Annotated in this window: 25 protein-coding genes; 10 read left to right on the top strand and 15 right to left on the bottom strand. The window is 59.8% G+C overall.

All coding sequences use genetic code 11. The features are described from left to right. Positions 1 to 146 precede the first annotated feature (146 nt). From panD to dksA, 10 genes are all read right to left on the bottom strand, one after another. Positions 147 to 527, bottom strand: coding sequence for an aspartate 1-decarboxylase (gene panD / locus LOY28_RS25285; RefSeq protein WP_008153310.1), 381 nt, complete (start codon positions 525 to 527; stop codon positions 147 to 149). A gap of 259 nt (positions 528 to 786) precedes the next feature. After that, entirely contained in the window at positions 787 to 1,647 is an 861-nt protein-coding gene (gene panC / locus LOY28_RS25280; RefSeq protein ID WP_258612686.1) for a pantoate--beta-alanine ligase, read from the bottom strand. Continuing rightward, positions 1,644 to 2,444 carry a 3-methyl-2-oxobutanoate hydroxymethyltransferase gene (gene panB, locus LOY28_RS25275; RefSeq protein ID WP_018930198.1) on the bottom strand — a complete coding sequence of 267 codons (801 nt, stop codon included), beginning with the start codon at positions 2,442 to 2,444 and terminating at the stop codon, positions 1,644 to 1,646. The genes panC and panB overlap by 4 nt, the downstream gene beginning before the upstream one ends. Positions 2,445 to 2,716: 272 nt before the next feature. Next, complete coding sequence (gene folK, locus LOY28_RS25270; protein ID WP_018930199.1) at positions 2,717 to 3,202, bottom strand: 2-amino-4-hydroxy-6-hydroxymethyldihydropteridine diphosphokinase; 486 nt, start codon at positions 3,200 to 3,202, stop codon at positions 2,717 to 2,719. Between the two features lie 3 nt (positions 3,203 to 3,205). Continuing rightward, on the bottom strand, positions 3,206 to 4,606 hold the full coding sequence (locus LOY28_RS25265) for a polynucleotide adenylyltransferase PcnB (protein WP_018930200.1): 1,401 nt from the start codon (positions 4,604 to 4,606) through the stop codon (positions 3,206 to 3,208). Between the two features lie 866 nt (positions 4,607 to 5,472). Continuing rightward, positions 5,473 to 6,912 carry a sigma-54 dependent transcriptional regulator gene (locus tag LOY28_RS25260; RefSeq protein ID WP_019582860.1) on the bottom strand — a complete coding sequence of 480 codons (1,440 nt, stop codon included), beginning with the start codon at positions 6,910 to 6,912 and terminating at the stop codon, positions 5,473 to 5,475. A 22-nt stretch (positions 6,913 to 6,934) separates the two neighbouring features. Next, positions 6,935 to 9,889: a sensor histidine kinase gene (locus LOY28_RS25255; RefSeq protein WP_026286733.1), complete on the bottom strand. Its 2,955-nt coding sequence runs from the start codon at positions 9,887 to 9,889 to the stop codon at positions 6,935 to 6,937. Further along, on the bottom strand, positions 9,873 to 10,049 hold the full coding sequence (locus tag LOY28_RS25250) for a hypothetical protein (RefSeq protein ID WP_003176118.1): 177 nt from the start codon (positions 10,047 to 10,049) through the stop codon (positions 9,873 to 9,875). The genes LOY28_RS25255 and LOY28_RS25250 overlap by 17 nt, the downstream gene beginning before the upstream one ends. A 77-nt stretch (positions 10,050 to 10,126) precedes the next feature. Further along, positions 10,127 to 11,023, bottom strand: coding sequence for a tRNA glutamyl-Q(34) synthetase GluQRS (gene gluQRS / locus LOY28_RS25245; RefSeq protein WP_258614507.1), 897 nt, complete (start codon positions 11,021 to 11,023; stop codon positions 10,127 to 10,129). Between the two features lie 219 nt (positions 11,024 to 11,242). Then, positions 11,243 to 11,683 (bottom strand): RNA polymerase-binding protein DksA, encoded by a 441-nt coding sequence (gene dksA, locus LOY28_RS25240; protein WP_007902025.1) that lies wholly within the window; start codon positions 11,681 to 11,683, stop codon positions 11,243 to 11,245. Positions 11,684 to 12,017: 334 nt separating this feature from the next. On the opposite strand from dksA, the gene LOY28_RS25235 reads away from it, so the two are divergent. Together LOY28_RS25235 and sfsA are read left to right on the top strand one after the other, a co-directional pair. Continuing rightward, positions 12,018 to 13,190 (top strand): pyridoxal phosphate-dependent aminotransferase, encoded by a 1,173-nt coding sequence (locus tag LOY28_RS25235; RefSeq protein WP_258612685.1) that lies wholly within the window; start codon positions 12,018 to 12,020, stop codon positions 13,188 to 13,190. Then, positions 13,190 to 13,903 (top strand): DNA/RNA nuclease SfsA, encoded by a 714-nt coding sequence (sfsA, locus tag LOY28_RS25230; protein WP_018930206.1) that lies wholly within the window; start codon positions 13,190 to 13,192, stop codon positions 13,901 to 13,903. Before LOY28_RS25235 ends, sfsA begins: the two co-directional genes overlap by 1 nt. Here the strand turns inward: sfsA and LOY28_RS25225 are convergent. Beyond that, entirely contained in the window at positions 13,900 to 14,217 is a 318-nt protein-coding gene (locus tag LOY28_RS25225; protein WP_018930207.1) for a Rieske (2Fe-2S) protein, read from the bottom strand. The two genes, sfsA and LOY28_RS25225, sit on opposite strands and share 4 nt — an antisense overlap. Positions 14,218 to 14,465: 248 nt before the next feature. On the opposite strand from LOY28_RS25225, the gene LOY28_RS25220 reads away from it, so the two are divergent. Genes LOY28_RS25220 through LOY28_RS25210 form a run of 3 tightly spaced genes read left to right on the top strand, consistent with a single transcriptional unit; the run spans position 14,466 to position 17,095 of the window. Next, entirely contained in the window at positions 14,466 to 15,449 is a 984-nt protein-coding gene (locus LOY28_RS25220) for an iron ABC transporter permease (RefSeq protein WP_167331204.1), read from the top strand. Beyond that, positions 15,449 to 16,216 (top strand): heme ABC transporter ATP-binding protein, encoded by a 768-nt coding sequence (locus LOY28_RS25215; protein ID WP_258612684.1) that lies wholly within the window; start codon positions 15,449 to 15,451, stop codon positions 16,214 to 16,216. Before LOY28_RS25220 ends, LOY28_RS25215 begins: the two co-directional genes overlap by 1 nt. 12 nt (positions 16,217 to 16,228) lie before the next feature. Then, a complete protein-coding gene (locus LOY28_RS25210) occupies positions 16,229 to 17,095 on the top strand; it encodes a ChaN family lipoprotein (RefSeq protein WP_064620352.1) in 867 nt (288 codons plus the stop codon). A 268-nt stretch (positions 17,096 to 17,363) separates the two neighbouring features. Here the strand turns inward: LOY28_RS25210 and LOY28_RS25205 are convergent, their stop codons facing one another. The 3 genes from LOY28_RS25205 to LOY28_RS25195 form a co-directional block, all read right to left on the bottom strand. Beyond that, positions 17,364 to 17,636: a TfoX/Sxy family protein gene (locus LOY28_RS25205; protein ID WP_009050884.1), complete on the bottom strand. Its 273-nt coding sequence runs from the start codon at positions 17,634 to 17,636 to the stop codon at positions 17,364 to 17,366. Positions 17,637 to 17,877: 241 nt separating this feature from the next. Beyond that, entirely contained in the window at positions 17,878 to 18,222 is a 345-nt protein-coding gene (locus LOY28_RS25200; RefSeq protein ID WP_018930211.1) for a pentapeptide repeat-containing protein, read from the bottom strand. Between the two features lie 91 nt (positions 18,223 to 18,313). Next, positions 18,314 to 19,870, bottom strand: a complete 1,557-nt coding sequence (locus tag LOY28_RS25195) for a bifunctional aminoglycoside phosphotransferase/ATP-binding protein (RefSeq protein WP_064620349.1) — start codon at positions 19,868 to 19,870, stop codon at positions 18,314 to 18,316. Between the two features lie 119 nt (positions 19,871 to 19,989). Here LOY28_RS25195 and mrcB point away from each other — a divergent pair, with 119 nt between their 5' ends. Genes mrcB through LOY28_RS25180 form a run of 3 tightly spaced genes read left to right on the top strand, consistent with a single transcriptional unit; the run spans position 19,990 to position 23,394 of the window. Next, a complete protein-coding gene (mrcB, locus tag LOY28_RS25190; protein ID WP_258612683.1) occupies positions 19,990 to 22,308 on the top strand; it encodes a penicillin-binding protein 1B in 2,319 nt (772 codons plus the stop codon). A gap of 16 nt (positions 22,309 to 22,324) precedes the next feature. Beyond that, positions 22,325 to 23,059: a tetratricopeptide repeat protein gene (locus LOY28_RS25185; protein ID WP_018930214.1), complete on the top strand. Its 735-nt coding sequence runs from the start codon at positions 22,325 to 22,327 to the stop codon at positions 23,057 to 23,059. Then, the gene (locus LOY28_RS25180) at positions 23,059 to 23,394 is read left to right on the top strand and encodes a YqcC family protein (RefSeq protein ID WP_018930215.1); all 336 of its coding nucleotides are present in this window, start codon (positions 23,059 to 23,061) and stop codon (positions 23,392 to 23,394) included. The genes LOY28_RS25185 and LOY28_RS25180 overlap by 1 nt, the downstream gene beginning before the upstream one ends. An 18-nt stretch (positions 23,395 to 23,412) precedes the next feature. Here the strand turns inward: LOY28_RS25180 and LOY28_RS25175 are convergent, their stop codons facing one another. Next, positions 23,413 to 23,835, bottom strand: coding sequence for a DUF4124 domain-containing protein (locus tag LOY28_RS25175; RefSeq protein WP_064620345.1), 423 nt, complete (start codon positions 23,833 to 23,835; stop codon positions 23,413 to 23,415). A gap of 399 nt (positions 23,836 to 24,234) precedes the next feature. Here LOY28_RS25175 and LOY28_RS25170 point away from each other — a divergent pair, with 399 nt between their 5' ends. Next, positions 24,235 to 25,959: an acetolactate synthase 3 large subunit gene (locus tag LOY28_RS25170; RefSeq protein WP_026286735.1), complete on the top strand. Its 1,725-nt coding sequence runs from the start codon at positions 24,235 to 24,237 to the stop codon at positions 25,957 to 25,959. Between the two features lie 2 nt (positions 25,960 to 25,961). Next, positions 25,962 to 26,453, top strand: a complete 492-nt coding sequence (gene ilvN, locus LOY28_RS25165) for an acetolactate synthase small subunit (protein WP_003205610.1) — start codon at positions 25,962 to 25,964, stop codon at positions 26,451 to 26,453. The last annotated feature ends 41 nt before the right edge of the window (positions 26,454 to 26,494 follow it).

Genomic DNA, 26,494 nt, shown 5'->3' with positions numbered 1-26,494 from the left:
GTCGACACGATTTCTGGCGCAGGGCGAATACAGTAAACCTCGCGCTGCAATCTGTCTTGACTTTGTCTGACCTGCTCCCGGTACTTTTTTAACATTTAACCAGGAGCGGTCCGACAAACGGAAAGCTGGCAGGGGGGGCGGTCCGGTCAGGCGACCTGAACCGGAATGGCATTGCTGGTGTGGCTCAGTTCGTTGCCCGGCGCCATGTAGAGCATGCGCGGCTTGAAGTTGAGCAGTTCGGCTTCGCTGTAGTGGGCGTAAGCGCAGATGATCACGCGGTCGCCGACCTTGGCCTTGTGGGCCGCGGCACCGTTGACCGAGATCATGCGCGAACCTTCTTCGCCACGAATCGCGTAGGTGGTGAAGCGTTCGCCGTTGTCGATGTTGTAGATCTGGATCTGTTCGTACTCACGGATGCCGGACAGGTCCAGCCATTCGCCGTCGATGGCGCAAGAGCCTTCGTAATCGAGTACAGCATGGGTGACTTCGGCGCGATGCAGCTTGGCCTTGAGCATGATGGCGTGCATGAGTGTTTCCCCGGGTCGGAATCGAACGGGGGGCAGTTTGCCCGAAGGCTTTGTGGGCGGCAATACAGTCTGGAAACGACGCAGATCTAATGTGGGAGCGGGCCTGTGGCGAGGGGGCTTGTCGGAACGCCGCACCGCCCCGTTGGGCTGCGAAGCAGCCCCAAAATCTCTGATGTACCAAAGATCTTGTGAGTGCTATGCACTCAAACGGGGGCAAGCCCCCTCGCCACAGGTTCGCTCCCACAGGGTTTTGCAGTGTTTATGCGGGTGTGTCGAGGTTCAGATGCAGGTTGTCGATCAACCGCGTCGTGCCGAGGAACGCCGCCACCAGAATCACCAGATCTCGATCTTGCGCTGTCGCCGGACGCAAGGTCAGCGCATGGCGAATTTCCAGGTAATCCGGACGCAGGCCAGCGGCTTCCAGTTGCTTGATCTGCTCGTTGATCAGCGTCGGGTAATCGCGCTCGCCCTGTTTGATCGCGTCGCTGATCCGGGTCAGGGTGCGATAGACCTCTGGTGCGATGGCCCGCTGTTCTTCGCTGAGGAAACCATTGCGTGACGACAACGCCAGACCGTCGGCGGCCCGTACGGTCGGTTCGCCGATGATCTGGATCGGCATGTTCAGGTCGTGCACCAGGGCGCGAATCACCGCCAGTTGCTGGAAGTCTTTCTGGCCAAAGATCGCCAGGTCCGGCTGGACCATGTTGAACAGTTTGCTGACTACCGTCGCCACCCCTTCGAAATGCCCCGGACGGCTGGCGCCGCACAGGCCTTCAGACAGTTGCGGAACGCTGACGCGGGTCTGGCCGGCCATGCCGTCGGGGTACATTTCTTCGACGGTTGGGGCAAACAGCAGATGGCAACCGGCCTGGAGCAGTTTCTCCTGATCGGCGGCCAGGGTCCGCGGGTATTTGTCGAGGTCTTCGCCGGCGCCGAATTGCAGCGGGTTGACGAAAATGCTCGCGACCACGAAATCCACCCGTTGGGTGGCTTTGGTAATCAGCGCGATATGCCCGCTGTGCAGGTTGCCCATGGTCGGCACAAAGCCGATGCGCTTGCCTTCGCTACGGGCGCGGGCCACCGCGGCCCGCAGTTCGCGTACGGTTTTTACGGTGTTCATGCAGAGAATCCGTGTTCGATGCCAGGGAAAGTCGCCGCTTTGACTTCAGTGACGTAAGCGCTCAAGGCTGCTTGAATGCTGGTTTGGTCGGTCATGAAGTTCTTCACGAACTTTGGCACGCGGCCGGTCATGGACAAGCCCAGCATGTCGTGCAGAACCAGTACCTGACCGTCGGTGCCACTGCCGGCGCCGATGCCAATCACCGGGATCTTCACCGCCTGGCTGATTTCTTCGGCCAATTCGCTCGGCACGCATTCGAGCAGCAGCATGGCCGCGCCGGCCTGTTCCAGGGAAATTGCGTCGGCACGCATCTGCCGCGCCTGGTTCTCGTTGCGGCCCTGGACTTTATAGCCGCCGAGGATGTTGACCGATTGCGGTGTCAGCCCCATGTGCGCGCACACCGGGATGCCGCGTTCGGCCAGCAGACGGATCGAGTCCGCGAGCCACAATGCCCCTTCAACCTTGACCATGTGCGCACCGGCCTGCATCAACAGGGCGCTGTTGGTCATGGTTTGTTCAATGGTGGCGTAGGCCATGAAGGGCAGGTCGGCGAGGATCAGGGCATCGGTGTTGCCGCGTTTGACGGCTGCCACGTGGTAGGCCATTTCAGCAGTGGTCACCGGCAGGGTGCTGTCGTGACCTTGCAAGACCATGCCGAGGGAGTCGCCCACCAGCAGCACTTCAACCCCGGCCTCATTGCAGGCGTGGGCGAAGGTCGCGTCATAGCAGGTCAGCATGGTGATCTTTTCACCTGTCTGCTTGAGGCTCTGGAGCGTGGTCAGGGTGATGGCTGGCATGAAAAAAATCCTCATTACAGGCGCTATGAAAACTACTGCGAGTAACGCGCGTGATTCGTCATTTATACAGGCGCACCCTCTTTCGTGGTGCTTGTAAGGCCTGGACTGCGCCCTTTAGCGCCGCGTTGGCGGCAGCGGGACGCCTATAGTCGTGAGGAGAACCCGGGAAGTCAATTGCATGTGTTACCGCATTGTTACGTGGGGGGTGTTACCGACGTTACTGATGCGATTCAGCAGATTTGCGATGGGCTTGTATCGTCAAAAGCGGCAACTCAGGCTGCCGGGAGGCGTTCCAGGCCGACGAACGGGCAGGCGGCGAGTAAATCTGCGAGGGTGCGGCCATCAGCCAGGCGCAAGTCCGCTGGTGCCAGTTCGGCCAGCGGATAGAGCACAAAGGCTCGTTCCTGCAGGTGATAGTGAGGGACTTTGAGGCGCGGTTCGTCGATCAGTCGATCGCCGAACAACACGATGTCCAGATCCAGCGTGCGCGGGCCCCAGCGTTCAAGGCGCTGGCGGCCTTGTCCATTCTCGATGGCTTGCAGGGCATCGAGCAGCTCCAGCGGCGCGAGGCGGCTGTCGAGAGCGGCGACCGCGTTGGTATAACGCGGTTGGCCGGGCAGCAGCGAGTCGCTTTGATAAAACCCGGAAACACCGACCAGTTCGGTCTGCGGCAAGCGTGCCAAGGCCTCGACAGCGCTGCGCAACTGTTCGGCAGGGTCAGCCAGATTGCTACCCATGCCGATGTAGATGCGTTCCATGGCTTATTCGCCTGTCGTGCTCGAAGCGCCGGCAGCGCGTTTGCGTTTGGCTCCGCCACTGCGGCGACGTTTGCGCGGAGCACCGCTGCCGTCGTCCTTGCCGCTGAGTTCGCGGATCATGTCCCGACGTTCGCTGTCGTTGGCGTCCTGATAGTCGGTCCACCATTCGCCCAGGCCATCAGTCTGTTCGCCAGCGCTTTCGCGCAGCAGCAGGAAGTCGTAACCGGCACGGAACCGCGGGTTGTCCAGCAACAGGTCGGCCCGCTTGCCGCTGCGGCGCGGCAGACGCTCCTGCATGTCCCAGATCTCGCGGATCGGCATGGTGAAGCGTTTCGGAATCGCAATACGCTGGCACTGTTCGGCAATCAACTCGTGCGCTGCTTCCTGCATCGCCGGAATCGGCGGCATGCCACGTTCTTGCAAGCGCAGCACGCGGGCCGGCAGGGCAGGCCAGAGCAGGGCGGCGAACAGGAACGCCGGGGTGACCGGTTTGTTCTGCTTGATCCGCAAGTCCGTGTTGATCAGTGCTTCACTGATCAGCGTGTGGGTGTACGTCGGGTTGTATTCCAGCGCCTCGGCACTGGCCGGGAACAGCGGATCGAACAACTGCAGGTCGACCAGCATCTCGAAGGTGTCCGCGGCGTGGCCGGAGAGGAACAGCTTGAGCACTTCTTCGAACAGACGGGCTGATGGAATCTCGCGCAGCATCGGTGCCAGATCGCGGATCGGCAGGGCGCTGTGCTTCTCGATACCGAAATTCAGCTTGGCGGCGAAACGCACGGCCCGCAGCATCCGAACCGGGTCCTCCTGGTAGCGCTGCTTCGGATCGCCGATCAGGCGGATCAGGTGATTGCGGATGTCGTGTACGCCATTGGCGTAGTCGAGAATGCGCTCGCTGACCGGATCGTAATACAAGGCGTTGATGGTGAAGTCGCGGCGTTGCGCGTCTTCTTCCAGGGTGCCGTAGACGTTATCGCGCAGGATGCGCCCGCTTTCGTTGCGGGAAGACTGGTTGCTGTCTTCGTCCTCGTCGTTTTGCGGGTGATTGGCGCGGAAGGTCGCGACTTCGATGATTTCGCGGCCAAAGTGGATATGCACCAGTTTGAAGCGACGACCGATGATCCGCGCGTTGCGGAATTCGGCCCGTACCTGTTCAGGGGTGGCACTGGTGGCGACGTCGAAATCTTTCGGCGTGATGCCGAGCAGCATGTCACGCACACAGCCGCCGACCAGGTAAGCCTGGTAACCGGCGTTCTGCAAGCGTTCGACGATGTTGACCGCGTAACGGCTGAATTGCGCCTTTTGCAGCGAATGTTGGCCGCTATTGAGCACTTCAGGCGTGCTGCGGATGTGTTGCGTACGACGCAGGGGAGAACGGAATGACTGGAACAGCTTCTTCAGCATGGGATGCACTGTTTGAAGGAATGTTCGGCCATAACGAAGAATGACCGCATGATGGGCCGGGATTCTAGCATTTAGTCGGGGGATGGTGTAGGAAGCTGCGCAAGCGCTTGAAGGGAGATGTCTTGAGGGGCGGTTTTGTAGCAGCTGCCGAGCCTGCGTTCGGCGGCGAAGCCGTCGTAAAACCAGAAATTGCGGTGTGTCAGTAGGAACCGGTTGCCCGTATTAGCGACTGCTGCGCAGTCGAACGCAACCTCGCACTGCTCGGCAGCTGCTACAAGGCAGAGAATGCCAAACGCCAGAAACCACAAGGGGAGCCGAAGCTCCCCCAGAAGTAGTTGCGTGCTCTATTTTTATTATTGGTTTCGGGCTTCTTGTTTTTGTTGAGCGCCCTCGCCATGAAGTTTTCCTTCATGACCCTCCCAATCGGGAGCCAAGAGCAAACGGATTGCTTTGGTCGCTGTGTTGCTATGATCGTGTGATCCAACCAGTTCAGGCACTGCCTAGGGACAGTTTTTTATTATTCTCGGCCTGGTTGCGGGGCAAGCCCCAAATGCAACGCCTCTCCAAAAGAATCAGTTAGCTACGCCTCTCGCCGTCTTGTTTTTATTGTGCGTGAGTCGATTCGTCTTATTTTTATTGTCTTGTGCATTACTTGTTATTGTTCTTGTACTGAACATATAGCAGGGTGCGTGCCAACTTTTGTGAGGCCCAGTAAAACAAGGGGTTAGGCGGGCTAATGGTGTTTTTCGAGGCCAAAAAAAACCGGGGCTTCGTTACCGTAAGCCCCGGCTTCTGTTACGTGAAAAAGCTGAGGTAACAGTTTTTCCACAATGTCACGTGTTACCCGCGCATCTGACAGGCGCGGTTCAGCTCTCGCTGGCCACCCCGGTTTTGCGCCGCGGGATGCCCAGGCGCTGACGGCGTTCCCACAAGCATTTGCGACTGACCCCGAGCTTGCGGGCCAGTTCGGTTTCGGTCATGTGATCCTGATGCTCGAGCACGAAGTGCTGGAAGTAGTCTTCCAGGGACAGATCTTCGGTCGGTTCGTGGCTGGTGTTACCGGCGCTGTTGCCCTGCTGGGGCGCGAGGCCGATGAAATCGTCGTCTTCCAGATCGCTGAGTTCGATGTCGATGCCCAGCAGCTCGGCGGAAATCTCCGGGCTCTCGCACAGAATCACCGCGCGCTCGACCGCGTTTTCCAGTTCGCGAACGTTACCCGGCCAGGAGTAATGCCGAATTGCTTGCTCGGCATCCAGGGCGAATTTCAGATCGGTGCGGTTGACCCGCGCGCTCTGCCGCGCCAGGAAGGCATTGGCAATTTCATTGACGTCCGCACCGCGCTCGCGCAGGGCCGGCAGTTTCAGGGCGATCACGTGGAGGCGGTAATACAAGTCTTCACGGAACTGGCCGATCTTCGCCAGGCTCTTGAGGTCCCGGTGGGTCGCGGCGATCAGGCGTACATCGACCTTCTGCGACTGGACCGAGCCAACCCGGCGGATTTCACCTTCCTGCAATACGCGCAACAGGCGGGCCTGGGCTTCCAGTGGCAGTTCACCGATTTCATCGAGGAACAAGGTGCCACCGTCCGCCGCTTCCACCAACCCGGCACGCCCGGCGCTGGCGCCGGTGAACGCGCCTTTTTCGTGGCCGAACAGTTCGGACTCGATCAGGCTTTCCGGAATGGCCGCGCAGTTCACCGAAATCATCGGTGCCTTGGCGCGTTTGGACAGGTTGTGCAGGGCACGTGCTACCAGTTCTTTACCGGTACCGGATTCGCCCTGGATCAGGACATTGGAATCGGTCGGGGCGACTTTACGGATTTTGCTGTACAGGTCCTGCATCGGCGGGCAAGAGCCGATGATGCCGATTTCGCCGTTGCTGTTGTCGACACCGCTTTTTGCTGCGGCGCCATTGGACGCTTTGCCGACGACCGGCTCACCGCTGGCTTGCGCCGATTGCCGGTCACGCAGGATTCGCGCGACGGCCTGGAGCATCTCGTCGTGATCGAAAGGCTTGGCGATGTAGTCCACCGCGCCCATTTTCATGGAGTCGACGGCCGAACGCAGGCTGGCGTAACTGGTCATGATCAGCACCGGAGTGCCCTGGCCGAGTTTGATCAACTCGGTACCCGGCGCGCCCGGCAGGCGCAGGTCACTGACGATCAGGTCAAACGTGGGAATGCTGAAACGCTCTTGTGCTTCCTGCACGGATCCGGCTTCGCTGACCTGGTACTGGTTACGTTCCAGCAGACGGCGCAAGGCGGAGCGGATAATTGTTTCGTCTTCGACGATCAAAATGTGCGGCATTGATTCGATACTCTCGACGGTCTCAGTTCACAGCGGACGTCGCTTCGACATGACGCGGTAAGGTCACCCGGATACGGGTGCCGCGTTGGCTTTGAACATCAGCCGGGCTGTCGATGGTGATTTGTCCATAATGCTCTTCAACGATGGAATAGACCAGTGCAAGGCCCAGACCGGTGCCTTCGCCAGGATCCTTGGTGGTGAAGAAGGGTTCGAACAGTCGGTCCATGATGCTCGAGGGAATACCGCTGCCTTCGTCTTCGACGATCAGATCGACCGTGTGTTCGCCGGCTTCGCTCTTGACGCGCACTGCACTGCCCGGAGGCGAGGCGTCACGGGCGTTTGAGAGCAGATTGATCAATACCTGGGCGAGCCGCTGCGGGTCGCCTTCGACCCAGTGATCGGGGTCGCACAGGTTGTAGAACTGTACTTCGAAATTGCGCCGGTTCAAGGCCAGCAGGCCGATGGCATCCTGGGCCACTTCCGCCAGACAAACGGGCTCGTCGCTGTGCTGATGAGCGCCCGCGTGGGCGAAGCTCATCAGCGACTGAACGATGCGTGACACGCGTTTGGTCTGCTCGAGGATCTGCCCGCTGATTTCCGTGAGTTCGGCGTCTTCTTCACGTTCTTCGCGCAGGTTCTGCGCGAGACAGGCAATGCCGGTGATCGGGTTGCCGATTTCATGGGCCACGCCGGCCGCCAGTCGGCCAATGCTGGCCAGGCGCTCGGAGTGCACCAGTTTGTCTTCGAGCATCTGGGTTTCGGTCAGGTCTTCCACCAGCAGCACCAGGCCGCTGTTACCCGGTGCCAGCGGTTCGTCGATCGCCGCTTTGTGCAGGTTCAGCCAGCGGGTCTGGCCATCGAGGGCCAGGTGCTGCTTGTGCAAGTGCTCGTCCGGCAGATTGATGAAGCCTTGCAGCAGCTCTTTCCACGGGTCGGCAATGGTGCTCAGGCGTGAACCGACCACACGCTGCGCGGCAATCCCGGTCAGCTCCTCCATGGCTTTGTTCCACATGAGGATTTCCTGATCCTTGGCCAGCGAGCACACGCCCATCGGCAATTCCTGCAGGGTTTGGCGGTGGTAGCGACGCAGGGCATCGAGTTCGGCGGCAAGGCCGGTGAGGCGCGAGTGGTAATCCTCGAGGCGACTTTCGATGAAGTGGATGTCTTCGGTGACGTAGTTTTCGCCGCCGGCCTTATAGGGCAGGAAGGTTTCGACCATGTCCTGCGCCACGCTCGGGCCCATCAGGCCGGAGAGGTTGGCTTCGATACGGTCACGCAAACGACGCAAGGCGTAAGGCCGGCGTTCGTCGAACGGCAGATAAAGGTCACGCAGCGCTTGTTCGACTTCTTTCTGCGCGGCCTTGGCACCCAGCGGTTTGGCCAGTTGCGTGGCGAATTCCTGAGGCGAGGCGGCATGCAGTTCGCGGCGTTGCGGGCGGCGAACATTGTCCACCGCGCAGGCTTCGGCGGCGCTGGCCTCTTCGGGGCTGGCGTTGGTGAACAGTGAGATCAGAGTGAACATCAGCACGTTGGCGGCCAGCGAGGCAATCGCCGCCATGTGCCAGCTGGTGTCGTCCAGCACGTAAATCATGTTCAGCAACGGAATGTAGAAGCCTTGCAGATTGCCGACCAGTGGCAACAGCATGGTCACCAGCCACACCAGAATCCCCGCCAGGAGGCCGGCGATGAAGCCGCGACGGTTGGCGGTCGGCCAGTACAGCACCGACAACACGCCCGGCAGGAACTGCAACGTGGCGACGAAGGCGACGATGCCGAGGTTGGCCAGGTCCTGTTCCGCGCCCAGCATCAGGTAGAAACCGTAGCCGGCCATGATGATCGCGACGATCAGTGCCCGGCGGGTCCATTTCAGCCAGCGGTAGATATTGCCCTCGGCCGGCGGCTGATAGAGCGGCAGCACCAAGTGGTTCAGCGCCATCCCGGACAGCGCCAGCGTAGTAACGATGATCAGCCCGCTGGCTGCCGACAATCCACCGACATACGCCAACAGTGCCAGGGCTTTGCTATTGGCGGCGATGCCGATGCCCAGGGTGAAATATTCCGGATTGGTGGTGGCACCGAGTTTCAACCCGGCCCAGAGAATCAACGGCACTGCCAGGCTCATCAGCAGCAGGAACAGCGGCAAGCCCCAGCTCGCGCTGACCAGCGAGCGCGGGTTGAGGTTTTCGGTAAAGGTCATGTGGTACATGTGCGGCATGACGATCGCCGAGGCGAAGAACACCAGCAGCAGCGTGCGCCATGGGCCTTCCTGCAGTGGCGTGTGCAGGGCGGCGAGGGCGGTCTGGTTTTGCAGCAGCCACAGTTCCAGCTGTTGCGGGCCGTCGAACACGCCATACAGCGCATACAGGCCGACGCCACCAATCGCGATCAGCTTGATCACCGACTCGAAGGCGATTGCGAACACCAGGCCTTCATGTTTCTCGCGGGTGGCGATGTGGCGCGAGCCGAAGAAAATCGTGAACAGCGTAATCAGCGCGCAGAAACTCAGGGCCACGCGATGCTGCACCGGCTCGCGGGTGAGGATGCCGATGGAGTCGGCCACCGCCTGAATCTGCAACGCCAGCAACGGCAGCACGCCGACCAGCATGAAAATCGTCGTCAGCGCACCGGCCCAGGTGCTGCGGAAACGGAACGCGAACAGGTCGGCCAGCGATGAGAGTTGGTAAGTGCGGGTGATTTTCAGGATCGGGTACAAAAGCACCGGCGCCAGCAGAAACGCCCCGGAAACCCCGAGGTAGCTGGACAGAAAACCGTAGCCGTACTGATAAGCCAGGCCCACCGTGCCGTAAAACGCCCAGGCACTGGCATAAACGCCCAGCGACAGGGTGTAGGTCAGCGGATGGCGAATGATCGCCCGGGGGATCATGCCCCGTTCACTGATCCAGGCTACGCCGAACAGCACCGCCAGGTACGCGGCGCTGATCAGGATCATCTGGGTCAGGCTAAAGCTCATCGGCATCTTTTTGGCTCTGCAGGATGAAGGTCACGACGATCAGAATCAGCCAGAGCAAATAAGGGCGATACCAGGCGCCAGTGGCGTCGATCCACCAATCCATGATGGCCGGGGAGAACAGATAAATCCCCACTACCAGGAGCAGGACCAAGCGATAGATGTACATCCCGGCCTCTCTCTTTTATGCGCGTGCCCGAAAACGTGCGGCGATGGTAACGGATGGGTGCGCCACTGCAAGTGGCATCACTGCAGTTGCGCTTCAGGCAACGTCAGTGTGCGCGGGATCAGCGACGCATCCCAGTGGGCAATGCCCCAATTCAGCACTTCCCGTGGCGTGGCGTCATTGAGTTCGATAACGGGAGTGTGCCCCAGCGCCCGCAATGCGCGCAGCAACAGCGGCGTGGCCTGATCTTCGGTGAGTGGCGGCGAGCGATAGGACTTTCCGAGTTTGTGGCCGTCCGGCTGGGTAATCAACGGGATGTGCAGGTAGCGTGGTTGCGGCAGGCCGAGCAGTTCTTGCAGATAGAGCTGGCGTGGCGTGGAGTCAAGCAGGTCGGCGCCGCGCACGATATCAGTGATGCCTTGCCAGGCATCGTCCAGCACCACCGCCAATTGATAGGCGTAGAGCCCGTCACGGCGACGAATCACGAAGTCGCCGACCTCACGGCCCAGATGTTGACGGAATTCGCCCTGTACCCGGTCGATGAAGTGGTATTCGAGCTCCGGTACACGCACGCGGATCGCAGTATTCTCGGTGCCGTGCCCCGCGTTGCGGCAGAACCCGGGATAGATGCCGTGATACGGCTCCAGTTGCTTGCGCGAGCAGGTGCATGCGTAGGCCAGGCCCTGGCTGAACAGGCGATTGAGGACTTCGGCGTAGGCCGCGTGCCGGTCACTCTGTCGGACCATCTCGCCATCCCATTCGAAACCATAGCTTTCCAGCGCCTTGAGAATCGCCGCCTGAGCACCGGGCTCCTCGCGTGGCGGATCTAGATCCTCCATGCGCACCAGCCAGCGCCCGCCGACCGAACGGGCGTCGAGGTACGAGGCCAGCGCTGCAACCAGTGAGCCGAAGTGCAGATGCCCGCTGGGCGTGGGGGCGAAGCGCCCGATGTAGGCGGAAGAGGCGATGGCGGTCATAAGGGTGATGTCAGGCTGTCCAATCGTATTGAGCACGGCTTGAAGCCGCCTTCACGAGCAAGCTCAGCTCCTACAGGAGATTGCGCCAGCCTTTGTAGGAGCGAAGATTGTTCCGGGCGGCGATCCGACGAAGGCGATTTCGAAGTCGCAGCAAATATCAGCAAATATCAGAAACAAAAACGGAGCGTTCGCACGCTCCGTCTTTCGTTCAAGTCGAGATTACTTGCCGACTTGCTTTTCCTTGATTTCCGCCAGGGTCTTGCAGTCAACGCACATGTCGGCGGTAGGACGGGCTTCCAGTCGCTTGACGCCGATTTCGACGCCGCAGGACTCGCACCAACCGTATTCTTCGTCTTCGATCAGTTGCAGGGTCTTGTCGATTTTCTTGATCAGCTTGCGCTCACGGTCGCGGGCGCGCAATTCGAGGCTGAATTCCTCTTCCTGGCTGGCACGGTCTGCCGGGTCAGGGAAGTTGGCCGCTTCGTCTTTCATGTGATCAACGGTACGGTCGACTTCCTGCATCAAGTCCTGTTTCCACTTGTTCAGGATCTTGGTGAAGTGAGCACGCATGGGTTTACCCATGTACTCTTCGCCCTTCACTTCTTTGTAGGGTTCGAAGCCGCTGATCGACTGATTTTGCTGCTTTGCTTGGGTGGGCATGAAATGGACCGCCTCTACTCTTGTAATCCATTGCGCAGGATTGCTCCATCACCGACACCTGCCGGCCCTGCGGCTGCAAGCGGGCGAACTTACCAGATCAAATCGGACCGCGCTACTCCCGGATGTCGAGCCCGCGGCCCGTGGTGCTTGCAAAAGATTGCAAAGCTTCGTCTGGTGGCTAGGGAGACCTGATCAATTATTGATTTTAGCCAAACCTGAGACATACGCTTGAATCGATTGAGACCAGCATTATATGGGCTCTGACCGCTTTAGACTCTCGCTCGTTCCTGCGCTTGGGTAGAATCAATTCTTTTCCCCGTTGTAAGGAAGGCTAATGGCTCTGTCCTACAGTGCGCGCAGTCGCGCTATCGAACCGTTCCACGTTATGGCCCTGCTGGCGCGGGCCAACGAGCTGCAAGCGGCTGGCCACGACGTGATTCACCTGGAAATCGGCGAGCCGGACTTCACCACCGCCGAACCGATCATCCAGGCCGGCCAGGCCGCGCTGACGGCGGGGAAGACCCGTTACACCGCCGCTCGCGGCATTCCTGAGCTGCGTGAGGCCATTTCGGGTTTTTATCAGCAGCGTTATGGGCTGAACATCGATCCGCAACGCATCCTGATCACGCCTGGCGGTTCAGGCGCATTGCTGTTGGCCAGTGCCTTGCTGGTGGACCCAGGCAAGCACTGGCTGCTGGCCGACCCGGGTTACCCGTGCAACCGGCACTTCCTGCGCCTGGTGGAAGGTGCGGCGCAACTGGTGCCGGTCGGCCCGGACGTGCGTTATCAACTGACCCCGGACCTGGTCGCGCGTCACTGGGATCACGACAGCGTCGGCGCCCTGGTCGCATCGCCGGCCAACCCCACCGGGACCATCCTGACCCGTGATGAACTGGCCGGGCTATCCGCGGCGATCAAGGCCCGCCACGGTCATTTGGTGGTCGACGAGATTTACCACGGCCTGACTTACGGCACGGACGCGGCCAGCGTGCTGGAAGTCGATGACGGCACTTTCGTCCTCAATAGCTTTTCCAAGTATTTCGGCATGACCGGCTGGCGCCTTGGTTGGCTGGTCGCACCTGAAGCAGCGGTCGGTGAACTGGAGAAGCTCGCCCAGAACCTCTACATCAGCGCACCGAGCATGGCCCAGCACGCGGCATTGGCCTGCTTCGAGCCCGCCACCATCAGCATTTTCGAGGAGCGCCGCGCCGAGTTCGGTCGACGTCGCGACTTCCTCCTGCCAGCCCTGCGGGAATTGGGTTTCGGTATCGCCGTAGAGCCGGAAGGCGCGTTCTATTTGTACGCCGATATCAGCAAGTTCGGCGGCGATGCCTTCGCGTTCTGCCGGCACTTCCTCGAAACCGAGCATGTTGCAATTACTCCGGGCCTGGACTTCGGTCGTCATCAGGCCGGGCATCATGTGCGGTTTGCGTACACCCAAAGCCTTCCGCGCTTGCAAGAAGCAGTCGAGCGGATCGCCCGCGGTTTGAAGAGCTGGCAAGGCTGATGCGTTTTCATCCTCCCCTTGAAGAGGGGCGCTTGATTCGTCGTTACAAGCGTTTTCTTGCCGATATCGAAACCGTTGGCGGCGAGTTGCTGACCATTCACTGCCCGAACACCGGCTCGATGCTTAATTGCCAGGTCGAGGGCGGGCAAGTCTGGTTCAGCCGCTCCACTGACCCCAAGCGCAAGTTGCCCGGCACTTGGGAAGTTGGCGAAACCCCACAGGGGCGGCTGTTCTGCGTGAACACCGGGCGCGCCAACGGCTTGATCGAGGAGGCGTTGCAGGCCGGCGTCATCACCGAGTTGAACGGCTTTACCGAACTGAAGCGCGAAGTGGCCTATGGTCAGGAAAATAGCCGCATCGATTTTCGTCTCGATTACCCGGGCGGGCCGGCTTATGTGGAAGTCAAAAGCGTCACCCTGGGCTTTGATGGCTCGGCGGTGGCGGCATTTCCTGACGCGGTGACCCAGCGTGGGGCCAAGCATTTGCGCGAACTGGCGCATTTGGCCAGGGACGGGATTCGGGCAGTGCAGTTGTATTGCGTGAACCTGACAGGGATCGACGCGGTGCGTCCTGCCGAAGAAATCGATTCGGCCTACGCAGCTGCGTTGCGTGAGGCGGTGGCGTGTGGAGTCGAAGTGCTGGCGTATGGCGTGCGCTTGACTCACGAAGAGATGGTGGTCGATCGGCGACTGGATGTGCTGTTGAACGGTTAGAGCGTGACCCAGATTCCTTGCTCATCTTCGTGGCAGGGGATGCTGGTCAGGGATTGTCCGGTGCAGGGGCCGGCGACGCATTCACCGTCCTCGATCAGAAACAGTGCGCCGTGGGTCGCGCACTGGATCAAGCTGTTGCTGGGGTCGAGAAACTGGTCGGGCTGCCATTCCAGCCCGACGCCCCGGTGCGGGCAGCGATTTTCATACACATACACCCGACCGCCCCGGCGTACGGCCAGGAGCTTCTGGCCGTTGACGTCGAAACCGCGACTGCTGGCGTCAGCCAATTCGGCGCCTGTGCAAAGAAGCTTCATGTCTATCCTCAAGTCCTGCGGCTCGTGACCCGGTATGTCCGAGCTTGACGTTCAAATGCAAGCAATTATCAAATGACGGCTCGCCCGCAGGGCGATTACCGGATGCCGAGAATACTTGGCCTGTCATAACTATGCCCGGGAAACCTTTGAAGGAGGCTGTTTATGCACCTGTTCGATCCCGGTACGACTGGCCAATGACCCTTCTGATTAAACCTCGTGCGTTGTTCATTGGCTTAAGCCTGTTGTGTTTGCTGGCGATCTGGTTGTCGCTGGCGTTGGGGCCGGTGAGTTTGCCGTTGTTCGACACCTTGCGTGCGGCGCTGCGCTTGGTCGGCCTGCCGATTGCCGCCGACGGGTTGGAGCAGGCCGAACTGATCCTCGGGCAAATCCGCCTGCCGCGAACCTTGCTCGGTTTGGCGGTGGGCGGGGTTCTGGCGCTGTCTGGTGTGGCAATGCAGGGGTTGTTTCGCAATCCTCTGGCCGATCCGGGCCTGATAGGGGTGTCGAGCGGCGCGGCATTGGGCGCGGCTATCGCGATTGTCGGCGGCTCGGTATTCGGTGGACTGCCTGAATCCTTCGGGCCATATCTGTTGTCGGTGTGCGCGTTTCTCGGCGGGTTGGGGGTGACGGCGCTGGTCTATCGACTGGGGCGACGCAATGGCCAGACCAACGTCGCGACCATGCTGCTGGCCGGGATTGCATTGACTGCCCTGGCTGGTTCGGCGGTCGGGCTCTTCACTTATCTGGCGGATGACGCGACCCTGCGCACCCTGACGTTCTGGAACCTGGGCAGCCTTAACGGCGCCAGTTATGCGCGACTCTGGCCGTTATTGCTGGTGAGTACCGGTGTGGCACTGTGGTTGCCGCGTCGGGCCAAGGCCTTGAACGCATTATTGCTGGGGGAGTCGGAGGCCGGCCACCTGGGTATCGACGTCGAAGGACTCAAGCGCGAATTGGTGTTCTGCACGGCGTTGGGTGTCGGCGCGGCGGTAGCTGCGGCGGGGATGATCGGGTTTGTCGGCCTGGTGGTGCCGCATCTGGTGCGGCTGCTGGTCGGCCCCGATCATCGGGTGTTGTTGCCGGCGTCGGTGTTGGCGGGGGCCAGTCTCCTGTTGTTTGCTGATCTGGTGGCGCGGCTGGCGCTGGCGCCGGCTGAGTTGCCGATCGGGATTGTCACGGCCCTCATCGGCGCGCCGTTCTTTCTGTATTTATTGCTCAGAGGGCGTGCCTGATGTTGCGAGCGCAGAACCTGCAAATCCGTCGCGGTCGAAAAGTTGTCCTGACGGACATCACCCTTGAGCTTAAACCGGGCGAAGTGCTCGGCGTGTTGGGGCCTAATGGCGCCGGCAAAAGCACGTTGCTCGGCGCCCTGTGCGGAGAATTGCCGGCGGACCATGGCAGCGTCTGGCTCGATGAGCGTGAGTTGAGTCATTGGAGCGGAGCGCAGCGAGCCCAGCGTTTGGCAGTGTTGCCGCAAGTGTCGACCCTGGACTTTGCCTTTCGCGTCGAAGAAGTGGTCGGCATGGGCCGTCTGCCTTATCAAAGCGGTCGGGTCCGGGATGAGGAGATTGTCGCCGCCGCGTTGCAGGCGGCCGATGCGGGGCACTTGAGCGGTCGCAGTTACCTGGCGTTGTCCGGTGGCGAACGTCAGCGGGTGCATTTGGCGCGGGTGTTGGCGCAGCTTTGGCCGGGCGAGGCGGGGCAGACGTTGTTGCTCGATGAGCCGACGTCGATGCTCGACCCGCTGCATCAGCACACCACTCTGCAAGCGGTGCGTGAATTCGCCGATCGCGGTGCGGCGGTGCTGGTGATCCTGCATGATCTGAATCTGGCGGCGCGTTATTGTGATCGCCTGTTACTGCTTGAAGGTGGGTGTCCTGTGATGCTGGACACGCCGGAACAGGTATTGCGCCCGGAACCGCTCAAGGCAGTGTTCGGGCTGGAAGTATTGGTGCAAACGCACCCGGAGCGTGGGCATCCGCTGATCATCGCCCGCTGAGGTGTTTTAGGGATGAAAACACGCGTGATGGTTTTTCTGGCCGCGCTGTTACTGAGTGCTTGCCAGCATGTAGCGGTGCCGCCGGTCAGCGGCGAAATCCGGGATTTGCGCAGCGGTCAGACCCTGACCGCGCAAGAACTGCTTGCACGGTTGGCGGAACCTTCGCGGTTGATCGTCGGCGAGCAGCATGACAATCGTGATCACCATCAACTGCAATTGTGGTTATTGCAGGCACTGGGTGAGCGACGGCCTCAAGGCAGTCTGCTGCTGGAAATGTTGACGCCGGCTCAGCAACAGCGCGTCGATGACGTTCGGCATACCTCACCGCTGCCGACCGATTTGTCCGGGGCATTGGCCTGGCAGCCGGGATGGGACTGGAATCTTTACGGGCCGATCGTTCGTTTTGCCCTGACTCAGCCGTACCCGTTACTGGCGGCCAATCTGGACACGCCTGAAGTCCGTACTGTCTATGCCAAACCGCCAACATTGAGCGGTGCGCGTTCCAACGCTCCGACGGTCAGGAACGAGTTGCTGGCACAGATCAGCGATTCCCACTGCGGCTTGCTGCCTGAATCACAGATGCCCGCGATGCTGGCCGTGCAGCAGCAGCGTGACCGGCGGATAGCCGAGCGATTACGGGCGGCACCGATGCCTTCACTGTTGTTTACCGGCGCGTTCCACGCCCGCAAGGATGTCGGGGTGCCGATCCATGTGCTGGACCTGGGGGAGCCCAAGGCACCAACGGTATTGATGCTGGCGGAGCAGGGCGCTGAGGTCACGTCGGCCATGGCCGATTACGTCTGGTATACGCCCACCACGCCACCGCAGGATTACTGCGCGCAAATGCGCAAGCAGTTCGGCAAGCCGTCAGGCCAATAAGATCACGCGAGTTTTCCACAGGCAAAAAAAGACCCGGCAAGAGCCGGGTCAAATAACCGTGATTAGCCTGATGAGGAGATAATCTGAGAGTCCGAACCAAGGGCTTTTCAGAATATCGACCAGTCTCGCGACCAGTTGTGATAATCATAGCGATTCTCATTACCAAGTCAACCGCTGATTTCTCGTATTCGTGAAACACGTCATTCCTTCGCTGGAAAGCCTCGTAATCATTGGGTTTCAGGCTGTGCGTTCGAGTGAAATTATCCGTTCAATTCTTGTGGCGAGACGAAATAGCATCCAGCTGTTTGTTCAAGGCTTCCTTGCGCTCGGCGGGAATGTCGTTCCAGTGGACATCCATCAACGCGCCTTCAATCGCATACAACAACACCTTGGACGCCCGAAAACCGCGAGTGCGCACGGCCCGATAAGCGTCCACAGCTCCCAGCCGACGCAAGTCCGAGGCACTGTGGATGCCCACGGCATGCAGCCATTGCGCCGACGTCTTGCCAAGATTCTTCAGGTGTTGCAGTTCATCATTCATCAAGCCTCCTTGCGACAGCCGAATGGTGCGTGGGCGAGCCTCTCAGCAGTGTAGCCATCAGTAGGAAAAGCGTGATTGTTTGGTCGGTTTCGACGCAAAAGCTTCTAAGAGGAAAACTCAAGAAGCGGCGTGAAAAGGCGGAGCATGTAGTCCGAGGGCGTGTGGGAAATTGAGTTTTCGAGCAAAAAAAGTACAACGTCCAGCGCAAGGCGGGGGCGCTGGACTGGGTGAGACGTCGCTTTTAGCGGGTGCGATAACGCAGGCGTGTACCGAAATTCATCGACATCAGGATCTCATCGGCACTCAGCTCCGGCGGGAAGTAGGCGCCGGAGATCTGCGCGTGGGCCAGGCTCGCGCCTTCCAGGGATGAGTTGCGAAAGTCGACGCCGCGCAAGTCGGCAGAGCGAAAGTAGGCATCGGTGAAGTCGATGCCGTCGGCGTTCAGTTCACGCAGATCGAGCCCGCGGAAGTCACCACCGACCATGTCGATAGGTCCATCTTTCGGGCGTTCATTGTTGAAGCTTGTGATGTCGTCTTTGTGCAGCAAGGCATAAAGCGGGGTGTCGAGAAGTTTTGGCTGGCTCATGTCACATCACCTGATGGTTTTATGACGCCAGTATAGTGCCACTATTTGACAGCCGTGAAGCCGGTGAGGGCTTCACGGTTGAAATAGTTTCTTACAGACCAGGCAGGCGCTGGCGAATCTGCGCAACGACCGTATCGAGGGTGCCACTTTCATTGGTCTGGACGCGCTTGCTGCAGAGGATTTCTGCTGGCGTCAGTGCCTCGCGGCTGGCTTGCTGGGCGGCGATAACAGCCAGGTTGGCGTCGGACGGATCGTTGTTGTCCGCCTGGCGTTGCTTCAACCAGCTCTCGATCACCGCTTGTGGAGCGTCGCAATCGAGGATCAGGAACGGCGCGCCGGTGGCCTCGGCGATTTTTGCCGCGCTGTCGCGTTGGTCGCGCTTGAGATAAGTGGCATCGATCACCACCGGGAAGCCGGCACGCAGAATTACATTGGCAACCTCATGCAGGCGGGCATAGGTGGCGACGCTGGCGTCGGCGCTATAGATGCCGGCCTGCGGGTCGTTCGGTACGGTCTGTTCGCCGAACATGCGCTTGCGCTCGACATCCGAACGCAGGCGAATGGCACCCAATGCTTCCACCAGGCGCATGGCCACATGGCTTTTGCCGACGGCGGAAACACCGTGGGTGATCGCCAGGAAACGCGAAGGAATGGTGCTGTAGCTTTCCGCCAGGTTGGCGTAGTTGCGGTACTGACGCAGAGTGGTAGCGCGCTGCACCGGGTCGGCCTCGGCCGGCATGCTGAACAGGCTGACCTTGGCGCGAACCAGGGCGCGGTAGGCTTTATAGAAGTTCAGCAGCTCAAGACCCTGGTAGTCGCCGGTCAGTTCCAGGTATTGGCTGATGAAACGGCGCGCCAGGCTCTTCAGGCCGCGGTCTTCCAGGTCCATTGCCAGGAAGCCGGTGTCGGCGTAAACGTCGGTGAAGCGGAACGGTTCGTTGAACTCGATGCAGTCGAAGATCACCACTTTGCCGTCGATCACGGTAGCGTTGCCCAGGTGAATGTCACCATGGCATTCACGAATGAAGCCGTCGGCCTTGCGCTGGGCGAACAGTGGCTTGAGGCGCTCGAAGCTGCTTTCGGCCCAGGCTTGCAGTGCCTCGAGTTGCAACAGATCGGCCTTGTCGCTGAGGAACGGAAGGATCTGTTCGAAGTTCTGCCGTACCGGCGCCATGACGCTGTCCGGCGTGCCGGCTTCGTGTTCGGCAGGCACTTTCGGCGCACTGAGGTGGAATTGAGCGATCTGCGCGGCCATCGCGTCGATGTGCGTGGTGGTCAATTCGCCGTTGGCTTGCAGGGTGCTGAGCAGTTGGCTTTGTGGGAACTGACGCATTTTCAGGGCGTAATCGACAACCGGACCATCGCCGCCCAGTTGTGGCGCCTCGGCGCTGCCGGTGATCGGTAGCACTTCAAGATACAAGTCATGGGTCAGGCGCTGGTTCAGGCGCAGCTCTTCGCCGCAAAAATGCTTGCGAGCTTCGAGACTGGTGAAATCGAGGAAGCCGAAATTCACCGGCTTCTTCACTTTATAAGCATAGGGACCGGTGAGTATCACCCAGGAAATATGGGTCTCGATGACCTGGAACCCTTCTACGGGATGCGGGTAGAGGGCCGGGTTTTGCAGGGCAGCGATCAGGGACTGGCTCACAGGCGATCCTTCAGAGTCTGGGGGAAAATTCAAGGTCGTCATTATGGCTGCAAGTCCGTCCGACGCAAACCTCAGAGGGCTCCTGTTGAGGATGAATAAAGTGCGTATAATCCGCCGCCATGACTCGAACTCGATCCCCCCGCACCCCTAAAAAACCACCTTCCAAGGGCATGCGCCCCTGGCTGGGTTGGGCCCTTAAACTCAGCCTGGTCGGCCTTGTGGTGCTCGCCGGGTTCGCGGTTTACCTCGACGCCGTGGTCCAGGAGAAGTTCTCCGGCAAGCGCTGGACCATCCCGGCCAAGGTGTACGCGCGCCCGCTCGAGCTGTTCGTCGGACAAAAGCTCAGCAAGGACGACTTCCTCACCGAACTCGATGCCTTGGGCTACCGACGCGAAGCTGTCAGCAACGGCCCCGGCGCGGCGGCTGTCAATGGCAATACCGTCGACTTGAACACCCGAGGCTTCCAGTTCTATGAAGGCATGGAGCAGGCGCAGCCCGTGCGCGTGCGGTTCTCCGGCGATTACGTGGCCGAGCTCTCGGCGACCAACGGTTCGAAGCTTTCCGTGGTGCGACTGGAGCCGCTGCTGATCGGCGGGATTTACCCGAAAAACCTTGAAGACCGCATCCTGATCAAGATCGATCAGGTTCCGCCGTATCTGCTCGAAACCCTGGTTGCTGTAGAAGACCGGGATTTCTACAGCCACTGGGGCGTGTCGCCGAAGTCGATTGCCCGAGCTATCTATGTCAACACCTCGGGCGGCAAGATGACCCAGGGCGGTAGTACGCTGACGCAACAGTTGGTCAAGAACTTCTACCTCACCAGTGAACGCAGCCTGACCCGTAAGCTCACCGAAGCCATGATGGCGATGTTGCTTGAGCTGCATTACGACAAGAGCGAAATTCTTGAGGCTTACCTCAATGAAGTATTCGTCGGCCAGGATGGTCAGCGCGCGGTGCACGGCTTCGGCCTGGCCAGCCAGTTTTTCTTCGGGCAGCCATTGTCCGAGCTGAAACTGCATCAAGTCGCTTTGTTGGTGGGCATGGTCAAGGGGCCGTCCTATTACAACCCGCGCCGCAACCCTGAGCGGGCTCTGGAGCGGCGCAATCTGGTGCTCGATGTTCTGAAGGAGCAAGGCGTTGCCAGCGCCGAACAGGTTGAGGCGGCGAAGAAAATGCCACTGGGTGTGACCACTCGCGGCAAGTTGGCCGACAGCTCGTTCCCGGGCTTCCTTGATCTGGTTAAACGTCAGTTGCGCGAAGACTACCGCGACGAAGACTTGACCGAAGAAGGGCTGCGAATCTTCACCAGTTTCGACCCGATCCTGCAGATGAAAGCCGAAGCCTCGGTCAACGACACGTTCAAGCGCCTGGCCGGGCGCAAGGGTTCCGATGACGTGGAAGCGGCGATGGTCGTGACTAACCCGGAAACCGGTGAGGTCCAGGCCATGATCGGCAGCCGTCAGGCGAGTTTTGCCGGTTTTAACCGTGCGTTGGACGCGGTGCGACCGATCGGCTCTTTGATCAAGCCGGCGGTTTATCTGACCGCTCTTGAAAAGCCGAGCCAGTACACGCTCACCAGTTGGCTATCGGACGACTACTTCTCGGTCAAAGGCGCGGACGGTCAGATCTGGAAACCACAGAACTATGATCGCCGTTCCCACGGCACGGTGTTCCTGTACCAAGGGTTGGCGCATTCCTACAACCTGTCGACCGCGCGTCTCGGGTTGGCGGTGGGCGTGCCGAATGTCTTGAAGACCCTGGCACGCCTGGGCGTAAGTCGCGAATTCCCGGCGTTCCCGTCGATGTTGCTCGGTGCCGGCGGTATGACCCCGATCGAAGTGGCGACGATGTACCAGACGCTGGCCAATGGCGGGTTCAATACGCCGATGCGCGGGATTCGCAGCGTACTGACTGCCGAGGGCGAGCCGCTCAAGCGTTATCCGTTCCAGATTCAGCAGCAATTTGATCCGGCGTCCATTTACCTGATCCAGAACGCCATGCAGCGCGTCATGCGCGAAGGTACCGGTAGTTCGGTTTATAACGTGTTGCCGAAAACCCTGACCCTGGCCGGTAAGACCGGTACCAGTAACGATTCGCGGGACAGCTGGTTCGCCGGTTTCAGTCAGGATCTGCTGGCCGTGGTCTGGCTGGGGCGCGATGATAATGGCAAGACACCGTTCACCGGTGCCACCGGCGCGTTGCAGGTCTGGACCAGTTTCATGCGCAAGGCCGATCCGCTGCCGCTGGACATGCCGCAACCGGACAACATTGTTCAGGCCTGGGTCGATTCGCGCACTGGTCAAGGTTCCGAAGCCAACTGCCCAGGTGCGGTGCAGATGCCGTATATTCGCGGCAGTGAACCGCCTCCCGGTGCTGCTTGCGGTGGTGAAAGCCCTGCAGAATCGGTGATGGATTGGGTCAAGGGCTGGATGAATTAAGCAAAGAGGATTTGAAGTGAACAAGTGGTTGATTCCAGCGGTGACTGCCGTGGCTTTGCTCAGCGGCTGCTCCACTGTGCAGCGTGGTTCGATCCCGGTTGAGGATGCCGGCACTGCCGTCTCCAACAGTGAGCGGATTTCGGCGAATGGCGGTTTCCGTCAATCGACGGTGAAACGTCCTGTACAAGCTCAGACTCAGGCGATTCCGCAAGGTGACACCGGGGTCGTGGTGATGGTCCCGGGTGGTGGCGCCGTCTCCTCGGCACCGATCAGCACTTCGCCGATTACCCCAGGCCCGATTACTCCGGGGCCGATTGATACCTCGCCGGTTCAGTCGGCGCCGATCAATCAGGGTAGCTACAGCATGCCGTCGACGCCCAGCGGGATTCCTTCGGCGAACTCCGGCGGACTGTCCGCCGATGAACAACTGGACGGTCCGGTCCTGGCATTGTTGACCACCGCCCAGCAGCAACAGGCCAGTGGCGACCTTAATGGTGCATCTTCCAGTCTCGAGCGTGCCCAGCGCGTTGCACCGCGCGAGCCGCAAGTACTTTATCGCCTGGCCCAGGTGCGTATGGCTCAAGGTGATGCGGCTCAGGCCGAGCAGTTTGCCCGCCGTGGCCTGACGTTCGCCAATGGGCGTCCGGATCTTCAGGCCAGCCTGTGGGAATTGATCGCCCAGGCCCGAGAGAAGCAGGGTGACCCGGCCGGTGCTGCGTTGGCTCGTCAGAAGGCCAAGGTTTCGCTGTGATGGATATGCGCTTTCCGAAGATTGCCGAACAGTTGCTGTTGATCGAGCGCGAGCTGCGCGTTCAGGGCTGGTGGGATGAAGTGCCGCCGTCTGCTGAGGCGCTCTCCAGCGTTGAACCGTTTTCGGTGGATACGCTGGATTTCGAGCAATGGCTGCAATGGGTCTTCTTGCCAAGGATGAAGTCGATCCTGGAGCAGGATCTGCCATTGCCCAACGCATCAGGGATTCAGGAGATGGCCGAAATGGTCTTCGCCTCCCGCAATGTCCAGGGCAAGGATCGGCAGCTTCAGGTCTTGCTCAAAGAGTTCGACGCGTTGATCACCGTCTCCCGCTGAATCGGAAACTGCCAGTGCTTACTGGCAGTTTTTCGCAATCTGTTTCTGTGCTTCGGTGAGGCGCTCCTGACGTTGTTGGTCGGTCAGGCGGCGCGTCTCGCCGTCGACTTCCTCCCGCAATCGCGGATTGTTCTGCAGTTGAGCCAGGTTCGTCCGAGCTTGTTCACAGAACACTCTTAGCTGGGCCTGCTGCTCGGCGACCTGCTTTTTCACTTTGTGATCGATGGCCTTTTGATCGCCGATGACGTTGCCGCGCGGTAGCGCGCCCGGCTTGCCGACGGGCGGGGAGGGCGTGACCATGACGGTGGCCTCCCGGCCTTGGGGCGGCTGTGCATCGAAATGGGTGACGCCCTGGGCATCGACCCATTTATAGATCTGACCCGCCATGCACAAAGGGCTCAGGCTGATCAGCAAGCTGGCGGTGAAGATGAGCGTTCGCATGCCATTTCCTTATCGGGGGTGCGCAATTGAAGCTAACACAGTTGCGGTTTAAAGGTTTTTTCTTGCGTTCTCATGCGCTTAGTTCAATAAAGCACATTGACGGCTTGACTTGCGATGGGCGAAACAGAAGAATCCAAAGTCCGCTGTAGAGGGACTGCCAGAAGCAGACCCACTCGGCAGATCATGAGGCGCACATCCGCGCCGACCTGTTACACCCGCAACGCGTTACCTCGCGCTGGGTGGGAAAGGCCCGCAACACTTGGGACGATCCCAATACTTGCTCAGTCAGTGCTGACGTAGTCGGCGACCACCGTCGCTCATGCTCTGCCGAGAAGTAAACCTATTAAGACCCGTCCTCTTGTATGTGGGCGGTATTCTGGCGTTTTAGAGGTGAACAACGTGGAGCTTTTATCTGGCGGTGAGATGCTCGTCCGCTTTTTGCGTGACGAAGGCGTCAAATATATCTACGGGTACCCGGGTGGTGCTCTTCTTCATGTCTATGATGCCCTGTTCAAAGAACCGGAAGTGACCCACATCCTGGTTCGTCACGAGCAGGCTGCGACCCATATGGCTGACGGCTATGCCCGTGCCACCGGTAAAGCCGGCGTGGTACTGGTGACGTCCGGCCCGGGCGCAACCAACGCCATCACCGGTATTGCCACGGCCTACATGGACTCCATTCCGATGGTGGTCATTTCCGGCCAGGTGCCTAGCACCATGGTAGGCACCGATGCGTTCCAGGAAACCGACATGATCGGTATCTCCCGGCCGATCGTGAAGCACAGCTTCATGATCAAGCACGCCTCGGAAATCCCGGAAGTCATGAAGAAGGCGTTCTACCTGGCGCAATCCGGTCGTCCTGGTCCGGTCGTTGTCGATATCCCGAAAGACATGACCAACCCGGCCGAAAAGTTCGAATACATCTTCCCGAAAAAAGCCAAGCTGCGTTCCTACAGCCCGGCCGTTCGCGGTCACTCCGGGCAAATCCGCAAGGCAGCCGAAATGCTTCTGGCGGCCAAGCGCCCTGTGTTGTATTCGGGCGGCGGCGTGATCCTCGGTGGTGGCTCTGCGCCGCTGACCGAGCTGGCGAAGATGCTCAACCTGCCAGTGACCAATACCCTGATGGGCCTGGGTGCCTACCCTGGCACCGACCGTCAGTTCATCGGCATGCTCGGCATGCACGGCAGCTACACCGCCAACCTGGCGATGCACCATGCCGATGTGATCCTTGCGGTCGGCGCGCGTTTCGATGACCGCGTGATCAACGGCCCGGCCAAGTTCTGCCCGAATGCCAAGATCATTCACATCGACATCGACCCGGCTTCGATTTCCAAGACCATCAAGGCAGACGTGCCTATCGTTGGCCCGGTCGAGAGCGTCCTGACCGAAATGGTCGCGATCCTCAAGGAAATCGGCGAGACCCCGAACAAGGAGTCCGTTGCCAGCTGGTGGAAGCAAGTTGATGAGTGGCGCGGTGACCGCGGTCTGTTCCCTTACGACAAGGGCGACGGCAGCGTGATCAAGCCGCAGACCGTGATCGAAACCCTGTGCGAAGTGACCAAGGGCGACGCCTTTGTGACCTCCGACGTGGGTCAGCATCAGATGTTCGCGGCGCAGTACTACAAGTTCAACAAGCCGAACCGTTGGATCAACTCCGGTGGCCTGGGCACCATGGGCTTCGGTTTTCCGGCGGCCATGGGCATCAAGCTGAGCTTCCCGGATGACGATGTCGCCTGCGTAACAGGCGAGGGCAGCATCCAGATGAACATTCAGGAACTGTCGACCTGCCTGCAATACGGTTTGCCGGTAAAAATCGTCATCCTGAACAATGGCGTGCTGGGTATGGTTCGCCAGTGGCAGGACATGAGTTATGGCAGCCGTCACTCGCACTCCTACATGGAATCGCTGCCTGACTTCGTCAAACTGGCAGAGGCCTATGGTCACGTTGGCGTGCGCATCACCGACTCGAAAGATTTGAAGTCGAAGATGGAGGAGGCGTTCGCCATGAAAGATCGCCTGGTGGTTATCGATATCTCGGTTGACACCAGCGAGCACGTCTACCCGATGCAGATCAAAGACGGCTCCATGCGTGATATGTGGTTGAGCAAGACGGAGCGTACTTAATCATGCGGCACATTATTTCCCTGCTTCTGGAAAACGAACCGGGCGCTCTGTCTCGTGTAGTCGGCCTGTTTTCGCAGCGCAACTACAACATCGAAAGCCTGACCGTGGCGCCAACCGAAGACCCGACTTTGTCGCGTCTGACGCTGACCACTGTCGGCCATGATGAAATCATCGAGCAGATCACCAAGAACCTGAACAAGCTGATTGAAGTGGTCAAACTGGTCGACTTGTCGGAGAGTGCTCACATCGAGCGCGAACTGATGCTGGTCAAGGTCAAGGCCACCGGCGCCCAGCGCGCCGAGATCAAGCGCACCACCGATATTTATCGTGGGCAGATCGTTGATGTCAGCGCCAGCGTGTATACCGTTCAATTGACCGGTACCAGCGACAAGCTCGACAGCTTCATTCAATCGATCGGCACTGCCTCGATTCTGGAAACCGTACGCAGTGGCGTCACCGGGATTGCCCGCGGCGACAAAGTACTGAGCATCTAAACCAAATTAGCGAATGGCCTGAGGGCCAGATATAAAGGGGA

It is taken from the genome of Pseudomonas sp. B21-017, from assembly GCF_024749245.1.
Classification (GTDB): Bacteria; Pseudomonadota; Gammaproteobacteria; order Pseudomonadales; family Pseudomonadaceae; genus Aquipseudomonas.
The sequence above is the reverse complement of the archived record's forward strand: the minus strand, read 5'-3'. Positions and strand labels throughout refer to the sequence as shown.

Excerpts from the sequence above, each read along its gene's own strand:
- panD (WP_008153310.1), bottom strand. The coding sequence starts at position 527 with ATGCACGCCATCATGCTCAAGGCCAAGCTGCATCGCGCCGAAGTCACC.
- panC (WP_258612686.1), bottom strand. The coding sequence starts at position 1,647 with ATGAACACCGTAAAAACCGTACGCGAACTGCGGGCCGCGGTGGCCCGC.
- panB (WP_018930198.1), bottom strand. The coding sequence starts at position 2,444 with ATGCCAGCCATCACCCTGACCACGCTCCAGAGCCTCAAGCAGACAGGT.
- folK (WP_018930199.1), bottom strand. The coding sequence starts at position 3,202 with ATGGAACGCATCTACATCGGCATGGGTAGCAATCTGGCTGACCCTGCC.
- LOY28_RS25265 (WP_018930200.1), bottom strand. The coding sequence starts at position 4,606 with ATGCTGAAGAAGCTGTTCCAGTCATTCCGTTCTCCCCTGCGTCGTACG.
- LOY28_RS25260 (WP_019582860.1), bottom strand. The coding sequence starts at position 6,912 with ATGCCGCACATTTTGATCGTCGAAGACGAAACAATTATCCGCTCCGCC.
- LOY28_RS25255 (WP_026286733.1), bottom strand. The coding sequence starts at position 9,889 with ATGCCGATGAGCTTTAGCCTGACCCAGATGATCCTGATCAGCGCCGCG.
- LOY28_RS25250 (WP_003176118.1), bottom strand. The coding sequence starts at position 10,049 with ATGTACATCTATCGCTTGGTCCTGCTCCTGGTAGTGGGGATTTATCTG.
- gluQRS (WP_258614507.1), bottom strand. The coding sequence starts at position 11,023 with ATGACCGCCATCGCCTCTTCCGCCTACATCGGGCGCTTCGCCCCCACG.
- dksA (WP_007902025.1), bottom strand. The coding sequence starts at position 11,683 with ATGCCCACCCAAGCAAAGCAGCAAAATCAGTCGATCAGCGGCTTCGAA.
- LOY28_RS25235 (WP_258612685.1), top strand. The coding sequence starts at position 12,018 with ATGGCTCTGTCCTACAGTGCGCGCAGTCGCGCTATCGAACCGTTCCAC.
- sfsA (WP_018930206.1), top strand. The coding sequence starts at position 13,190 with ATGCGTTTTCATCCTCCCCTTGAAGAGGGGCGCTTGATTCGTCGTTAC.
- LOY28_RS25225 (WP_018930207.1), bottom strand. The coding sequence starts at position 14,217 with ATGAAGCTTCTTTGCACAGGCGCCGAATTGGCTGACGCCAGCAGTCGC.
- LOY28_RS25215 (WP_258612684.1), top strand. The coding sequence starts at position 15,449 with ATGTTGCGAGCGCAGAACCTGCAAATCCGTCGCGGTCGAAAAGTTGTC.
- LOY28_RS25210 (WP_064620352.1), top strand. The coding sequence starts at position 16,229 with ATGAAAACACGCGTGATGGTTTTTCTGGCCGCGCTGTTACTGAGTGCT.
- LOY28_RS25205 (WP_009050884.1), bottom strand. The coding sequence starts at position 17,636 with ATGAATGATGAACTGCAACACCTGAAGAATCTTGGCAAGACGTCGGCG.
- LOY28_RS25200 (WP_018930211.1), bottom strand. The coding sequence starts at position 18,222 with ATGAGCCAGCCAAAACTTCTCGACACCCCGCTTTATGCCTTGCTGCAC.
- mrcB (WP_258612683.1), top strand. The coding sequence starts at position 19,990 with ATGACTCGAACTCGATCCCCCCGCACCCCTAAAAAACCACCTTCCAAG.
- LOY28_RS25180 (WP_018930215.1), top strand. The coding sequence starts at position 23,059 with ATGGATATGCGCTTTCCGAAGATTGCCGAACAGTTGCTGTTGATCGAG.
- LOY28_RS25175 (WP_064620345.1), bottom strand. The coding sequence starts at position 23,835 with ATGCGAACGCTCATCTTCACCGCCAGCTTGCTGATCAGCCTGAGCCCT.
- ilvN (WP_003205610.1), top strand. The coding sequence starts at position 25,962 with ATGCGGCACATTATTTCCCTGCTTCTGGAAAACGAACCGGGCGCTCTG.